Annotated in this window: 6 protein-coding genes; 5 read left to right on the forward strand and 1 reads right to left on the reverse strand. The window is 71.2% G+C overall.

Features of this window, described 5'->3' with window-relative positions; translation table 11 throughout:
• The coding region (locus tag ACWF9Z_RS36290; RefSeq protein ID WP_453609835.1) for a type I polyketide synthase at positions 1-1,223 on the reverse strand (1,223 nt) is incomplete at its 3' end.
• Between the two features lie 268 nt (positions 1,224-1,491).
• Between ACWF9Z_RS36290 and ACWF9Z_RS36295 the strand changes: the two genes are divergently transcribed.
• The 5 genes from ACWF9Z_RS36295 to ACWF9Z_RS36315 form a co-directional block, all read left to right on the forward strand.
• Complete coding sequence (locus ACWF9Z_RS36295; RefSeq protein WP_453609837.1) at positions 1,492-2,523, forward strand: 3-oxoacyl-ACP synthase III family protein; 1,032 nt, start codon at positions 1,492-1,494, stop codon at positions 2,521-2,523.
• A 132-nt stretch (positions 2,524-2,655) separates the two neighbouring features.
• Positions 2,656-4,662: an HAD-IIIC family phosphatase gene (locus ACWF9Z_RS36300; protein ID WP_453609845.1), complete on the forward strand. Its 2,007-nt coding sequence runs from the start codon at positions 2,656-2,658 to the stop codon at positions 4,660-4,662.
• Complete coding sequence (locus ACWF9Z_RS36305) at positions 4,659-4,886, forward strand: acyl carrier protein (protein ID WP_453609839.1); 228 nt, start codon at positions 4,659-4,661, stop codon at positions 4,884-4,886. The genes ACWF9Z_RS36300 and ACWF9Z_RS36305 overlap by 4 nt, the downstream gene beginning before the upstream one ends.
• A complete protein-coding gene (locus ACWF9Z_RS36310; protein ID WP_453609841.1) occupies positions 4,883-5,668 on the forward strand; it encodes a thioesterase II family protein in 786 nt (261 codons plus the stop codon). Before ACWF9Z_RS36305 ends, ACWF9Z_RS36310 begins: the two co-directional genes overlap by 4 nt.
• Positions 5,669-5,994: 326 nt before the next feature.
• Positions 5,995-7,462: type I polyketide synthase (locus ACWF9Z_RS36315; RefSeq protein WP_453609843.1), on the forward strand; the 1,468-nt coding region annotated here is incomplete at its 3' end.

Consider the following 7,462-nt stretch of genomic DNA (forward strand, 5'->3'; position numbering starts at 1 on the left):
AGGGTGCGCGGCAGCACGCCGTGCCGCATCGCCATCACCATCTTGATGACACCCGCGACACCGGCAGCGGCCTGCGTGTGGCCGATGTTGGACTTCACCGAACCCAGCCACAGCGGACGCTCCGCCTCCCGCCCCTGGCCGTACGTGGCCAGCAGCGCCTGCGCCTCGATCGGGTCACCCAGACGCGTCCCCGTCCCGTGCGCCTCCACCACATCCACATCCGCGGTCGTCAGACGGGCACTCGCCAACGCCTGCCGGATGACACGCTCCTGCGACGGACCGTTCGGCGCCGTCATCTGGCTGCTCTTGCCGTCCTGGTTCACCGCCGAACCACGCACCACGGCCAGCACCGGGTGGCCGAGCCGCTGCGCGTCCGAGAGGCGCTCGACGAGCAGCACGCCGACGCCCTCGCTCAGCGCGGTGCCGTCGGCGTCGGCGCCGAAGGCCTTGCAACGGCCGTCGGGCGCCAGGCCGCGCTGGCGGCTGAACTCCAGGAGGGCGTTGGGCGAGGCCATCACGGTGGCGCCGCCGACGACGGCGAGACTGCACTCGCCCTGGCGCAGCGACTGCGCCGCCAGGTGCAGGGCGACCAGCGAGGACGAGCACGCCGTGTCCACCGTCACCGCCGGGCCCTCGAGCCCGAGGGTGTACGCGAGCCGGCCCGACGCGATGCTGCCGGCGCTGCCGCTGACGACGTAGCCCTCCAGACCGTCGGGCATCCGGGTCATGCGCGAGCTGTAGTCGTTGTACATGACACCCGCGAAGACGCCCGTCCGGCTGCCGCGCACGGTGGCGGGGTCGATGCCGGCCCGCTCGAACGCCTCCCACGTGGTCTCCAGCAGCAGGCGCTGCTGCGGGTCGGTGGCGAGCGCCTCGCGCGGGCTGATGCCGAAGAAGCCGGGGTCGAACAGGTCGGCGTCGTGGAGGAACCCGCTGCCGCGCGAGTACACCGTGCCCTCGTGGTCCGGGTCGGGGTGGTAGAGGGCGCCGAGATCCCAACCGCGATTTATCGGGAATGCGGAAATGGCGTCGGTTTCACCGATCACCGTGTTCCACAGATCCTCGGGTGAGCGGACATCTCCGGGGTAGCGGCAGGCCATACCCACGATCGCGATCGGCTGCTGATTCTCGTTCTCCAATTGCTGTACACGCTGACGTGTCACATGGAGATCGGCAGTAACCCGCTTGAGATAGTCGCGGAGCTTGTCCTCGTTCGACGACATGCGTAATCCACCCTCTCCTCGCGGGGCCGTCACTTCGATTCGCGGGACCGGCCTCGGCCGTACGCCACACGTTTCAGCAAGCTCGCCGACCCGACTAACGGGTCCCTTTACCAGGCCTAAAGCGGTCCGCCCCCGGGGTGAGCAGTGGATACGCAAGCCAAGCAGTGGGTTAGAGCCGCTTTAGCGAAGGTTCCGAGCATGGGCCGATAGATCTGCAGGCTGCTCGACGGCCTTCATCCCAGGCTCGATTCACTCGGAAAGGACCAGGATGGACACCCCTGACGTCCGCATCCTGTCGGTGGGAACAGCGCTCCCGGGCCCTGCTCTGGACAATGCCGCCCTCGCACGCCGGTTCCAGATGGACGCATTGTGGGAGCAGTGGATCGACGCGTTCGTCGGTACCGACACGCGTCATCTGGCGGTCGATCTGGAGAGCGGCGAGATCCGCTCCTCGCTCACCGAGCTCGGTGAGACCGCCGCGCGGCGAGCGCTGGAGGCCGCAGGCCTCGCCCCCGGCGACATCACGGGCATGGTGCTGGGCACGGCGACGCCCGACCAGCTGATGCCGGCGACCGTCAACCTGATCGCCGACCGGCTCGGCATCAACGACGTGCCGACCTACCAGCTCCAGTCCGGCTGCTCCGGCGCCATCCAGGCCCTGGAGCTCGGCCGGCAGATGCTGCTGACCGGGCAGCACCGCAACGTGCTGGTCCTCGGCGGTGACGTCTGTGCCAAGCACCTGGACGTCACGCTGGACCTGCGATCGCTCGCGCCCTCCGAGCTCGTCAACGTCGTGCTGTTCGGGGATGGTGCCGGTGCGGCCGTCCTCACGACCGACCCGGTGCCCGGCACGGCGTCCATCCGGCACATCTACACCCGGCTCACCGGCCTGAACCGGCCGCCCGGCCAGAGCGTCGAGTGGTTCGGCCTGACCGATCGCGGCTCGGACAAGCAGGCCGTCAACGAGGACTACAAGGCGATCGAAGAGTCCGTGCCGACGATGTCGGCCGAGATCGCCAAGGAGATCCTGGCGCACGTCGGCTGGCAGGACACCGACGTCGACTACCTGTTGCCGCCGCAGCTGTCCGGCAAGATGACCGCCCGGATCGTGGCGGAGCTGGGCCTGCCGGGCGCGGAGGAGATCACCTGCGTCCGCGAGACCGCGAACACCGGCAACGCGGTGCCGTTCCTCCAGCTGGAGCGCGCCCTTCCACAGATGACCCACGGCGACCGCGCGCTGTGTGTGGCGGTCGAGTCGAGCAAGTGGATCAAGGCTGGTTTCGCGCTGGAGAAGGTCTGATCCGCCATGTCGCAGCCAACCGCATCCAGCCCCGCCCCCGCGCCGTCCGCCGGCCCCCAGGACACCACCGCTCCCCAGGTCACCGCCGCCTCCGGGGGCGCCGCCCCGCCCGGCGCCGGACTCGCGGATCCGATGGCCCGGTTCCAGGCCCTGCAACGCTCCGGACGGCTGGCCGACGACTACCCCCAGGTGCGGGAGCTGCTGACCGACCTGTCGGACGCCGAGCTCCTGCGCGCCGGCAACCACCTCGCCCGGCTCGGCCCGGACGAGGTGCGCAAGGCCCACCCGGGCGTCCCCACCCTCCGGGCCGCCGTCACCGGGCACGGCACGCTGTCCGCCCTGGTGCCGCCGCTGACAGCCGAACTGGCCAGGCACGGCGTGCTACTGGATCCGGTCGTCTCGGACTTCGACAGCTACGTGTTCGACCTGACCGACCCCGGCAGCGACCTGTACGCGGCCGAGCCGGACCTCGTCCTGTGCGTCCTCGATCCACGGGTCGTCTTCGACGAGCTGCCGAGCCCCTGGGGGCCGTCGGACGCCGAGCGGGTGCTCGCCGAGAAGACCGGGCTGATCGAGCGGCTGGCCGAGCGCTTCACCGCCACGGGACGCGGCACCCTCGTCCTCAACACCCTGCCGCTACCCCACGGTCTCACCGCCCAGATCGTCGACCACCGCTCCCGGGCCCTGGTCGGGGCGCTCTGGCACGAGGCCAACGGCCGCCTGCTGCGCCTCGGCGCGAGCCTGCCGGGGGTCGTGGTGCTGGACTTGGAACCGCTGGTGGCCGAGGGCATCGCCGTCGCCGACCCGCGGCTGAGCCTCTACACCAAGGCGCACCTCTCCTCGGCCCTGCTCGCCCGCTACGCCCGCGAGATCGGGCACCTGGCGCGCGCACTCGTCGGACGCACCAAGAAGGCCCTGGTCCTCGACCTGGACGAGACGGTGTGGGGCGGGATCCTCGGCGACGACGGATTCGACGGCATCGAGGTCGCCGAGACCTACCGGGGCGAGGCGTTCCGGGCCTTCCAGAAGGTCGTCAAGCAGGTCACCTCACAGGGTGTCCTGCTGGCCGCCGTCAGCAAGAACGACCTCGCCCCGGTCCGTGAGGTGCTCGCTACCCACCCGCAGATGGTGCTGCGGGAGGGCGACTTCGTGCGTGTCGTCGCCAACTGGCGCCCCAAGCACGAGAACCTCAAGGAGCTCGCCGCGGACTTGAACCTCGGCGTCGACGCGTTCGTCTTCGCGGACGACAGCCCGTACGAGTGCGGGCTGGTCCGCCGGGAACTGCCGGACGTCGCCGTCGTCCGGCTGGACTCCGAGCCGGCCCTGCACATCGAGAAGCTGCTGCGCGACGGCTGGTTCGACGTGCTGGAACTGACCGCCGAGGACCGCTCCCGGGCCTCCACCTATCGGGACGAGCTGGAGCGCAAGGACTTCCTGGACAGCTTCGACTCGCTGGACGACTACCTGCGCGAGCTCGACGTGACCGTCCGCTTCGCCGCGGCCGAGGACCGGGACGTCCCGCGCCTGGCGCAGATCACCCAGCGGACCAACCAGTTCAACCTGACCACCGAGCGGCTCCAGCAGTCCGATGTCCGGGCCCTGTGCGCCGACCCCGCCGCGCTCGTCCTGACCGTCCACTCCCGCGACCGCTTCGGCGACAACGGGCTGGTCGGGGCTATCCTCGCCCGGCAGGAGGGCGGGACGGCGACGATCGACAACTTCCTGCTGAGCTGCCGGGTGTTCTCCCGGGGCATCGAGCAGGCCTGCCTGAGCGCCCTGCTGGGGCACTTCAAGGCCACGGGGGCCGACGAGGTCCTCGGCACCTACCGGCGCACGGCCAAGAACGGCAAGGTGCGCGGCCTCTACCCGCTCGTCGGCTTCACCGAGCTGTCGGACGACGGCACCACCGCGGTGTTCCGGCACGACCTCGCCGAGGTCCCGGCCCCGCCCCCGCACGTCCGGCTGCACGCCGCGATCCCGGCGCCGGCCGGGGCCGCCGACCCGTCCGGCGAGTCCGGCCGGTCAGGCCGCTTGCCCACCCCGTCCGCCCAGTCGGTCCCGTCCGCCCAGTCAGTCCCGTCCGCCCACTCGTCCGGCAGCCCCGGCGGCGCCGGAACCCCTCATGGAGAGCCCTCTTGAACACCCTCGACGACTTCGTGACCCTCCTCCAGGACGAGCTCGGCCTTGATGTGACGAAGGAGAGCGTCGGGCTGCCCTTCGACCGGGTACCGGGGTGGGACTCGGTGCACATGCTGTCCCTCCTGGTCATCCTGGAGCGCGAGACCGCACGCCGCGTCTCGCTGCCCGACATTCTGGAGGCCCCCAGCCTGGAACGGGTCTTCGACCTGGTGACCCTGCCATGAGCACCCCCCTCTCACTCCGCTCGCGCTACCTGACCCGGGAGCCCGACCGGCGCGCCCGGATCCGCCTCTTCTGTTTCCACCATGCGGGCGGCAGCGCCTCCGCGTACGCCGGCTGGCAGCACGGGCTCAGCGGCGACGTCTCGCTCGTGCCGGTCCAGCTCCCGGGCCGGGAGAGCCGCAACAGCGAGCCGCGGTTCCGGGAGATGGAACCGCTGATCGACGAACTCACCGAGGAGCTCGACGGCGTCCTCGACCGGCCGTTCGCCTTCTACGGGCACAGCATGGGCGCGCTGGTCGCGTACAACCTCGCCCGGCGGCTCTTCCGGAGCGGCGGCCCGCTCCCGGAGGTCCTGCTCGTCGGCGCGTACCCCGCGCCGGATCGCCCACCTGTGCTGGGCAACCTCCCGGAGCTGCCCGACGACGAGCTCACCCGGGTCCTGCTCGACCTGGGGGGCATGTCCGAGAGCATCCTGGCCTACCCGGAGTGGCTCACGGCGGCGCTCGACATGGTCCGCGACGACCTGAAGGTCTGCCGCAGCCACGACAGCGACTTCCTGCCCCGGCTCCCGTTCCCGATCGAGGTCTTCACCGGGCGGTCCGACCCGCTGATGCAGGGCGTCGAACCCGAGCGCTGGCTCGCGCACACCCGGTCCGCCTTCCAGGTCCACCGCCTCCCCGGCGGCCACTTCTTCACCCGCGAGTCCACCGAGGAGTTCCTGGACCTCCTGCAGGGGAGCCTCTGCGCCGCCCTGGCCCCCGTACGGAGATCCGCAGCCTCCTGATCACTCGATCACCCTGATCGCCGAGACCACACTGATCGCCTAGTCCCCTTGGTCCCGCACCACGCACCACGCACCACACCATCCCAGGGACCGTATCCAGCGCCGCGCAGCCCCGGCCCCGCGCCGCCCAGACGTTCCGCGAGCGCGGGCCGGCCCCGCGGGAGAGCCGGCCCGCGCCGACATCGGCGGACGCACCTGACCATCGCGTACTCGGGCCACGCGTGGATGCCGCAGACGGCCCGCGTACGACGCAACCCGACGGCCGCCGACGACGAACGAGCGCTGGCGCCGACGAGCGCTGATGACGACGAGAGGTAAGCAGCACCATGAGCACTGACCGCACCCCGACCGGCACCGCATCGACGGCAGCACAGACCACCGAGGCCATCGCCGTCATCGGCCTGGCCTGCCGGTTCCCCGGTGCCGCCGACCCCGATGCCTTCTGGCGGCTGCTGCGCGCCGGCGAGCACGCCGTCACGCAGACCCCCGCCGGGCGCTGGGACGCGGACGAGCTCTACCACCCCGACCGTGACGCCCCCGGAAAGGCCGTCACCAGGCTCGGTGCCTACCTCGACCAAGTCGACCGCTTCGACGCGGACTTCTTCGGCATCTCGCCCAAGGAGGCCGTCGCCACGGACCCGCAGCAGCGGCTCATGCTGGAACTGGGCTGGGAGGCCCTCGAAAACGCGCGGATCGTCCCCGACGGCATCGCCGGCACCCGCACGGGCATCTTCGTCGGCGCCATCATGGACGACTACGCCACCCTGCTCCAGCAGTACGGCGGCGCGTCAGGCATCACCCGGCACTCCCTCACCGGCGTCGAGCGCGGCATCATCGCCAACCGCCTCTCCTACGTTCTCGGCGTCCAAGGCCCCAGCCTGGTCGTCGACTCCGCGCAGTCCTCGGCGCTCGTCGCCGTTCACCTGGCCTGCGAGAGCCTGCGCAGGGGCGAGTCCACGCTCGCCATCGCCGGCGGCGTCAACCTCAACCTCATCCCCGAAAGCACCGTCGCCGTCACCAAGTTTGGCGGCCTCTCCCCCGACGGCCGCTGCTACACCTTCGATGCGCGGGCCAACGGCTACGTGCGCGGCGAGGGCGGCGGCGCCGTCGTCCTCAAACCGCTCTCCCGCGCGGTCGCCGACGGCGACCGCATCCACTGCGTCATCCAGGGCAGCGCCGTCAACAACGACGGCACCGCCCCCGGCCTGACCGTCCCCAGCGCCCGTGCCCAGGAGCAGGTGATCCGGCTCGCCCACGAACACGCCGGTGTCCGCCCCGAAACCGTCCAGTACGTGGAGCTGCACGGCACCGGCACCAAGATCGGCGACCCGCTGGAGGCCCGCGCCCTCGGCGCCGCCCTCGGGTCCGCCCGCGAGACGGACCGGCCGCTACGGGTCGGATCCGCCAAGACGAACGTGGGTCACCTGGAGGGCGCGGCGGGCATCGTCGGCCTGATCAAGACGGCGCTGAGCATCAGCAACCGCGAGCTGCCCGCCAGCCTGAACTACGTAAGCCCTCACCCCGACATCCCGTTGGCGAAGCTGGGGCTGATGGTCCAGCAGGAGCTGTCGGAATGGCCCGAGCCCGGGCAACCGCTGGTCGCCGGCGTCAGCTCGTTCGGCATGGGCGGCACGAACTGCCACATGGTGCTGGCGGAGGCGCCTGTTGTGGAAGAGGCTCCCACGCTGGAGGCTCCTGTGGTGTCGGGTGTGGTGCCGTGGGTGGTGTCGGGTCGTGGTGTGGAGGCGGTGGCGGGTCAGGCTGCGCGGCTGCTGACGGCTGTCGGGGCGGACG

Source organism: Streptomyces sp. NPDC054961 (assembly GCF_053609145.1).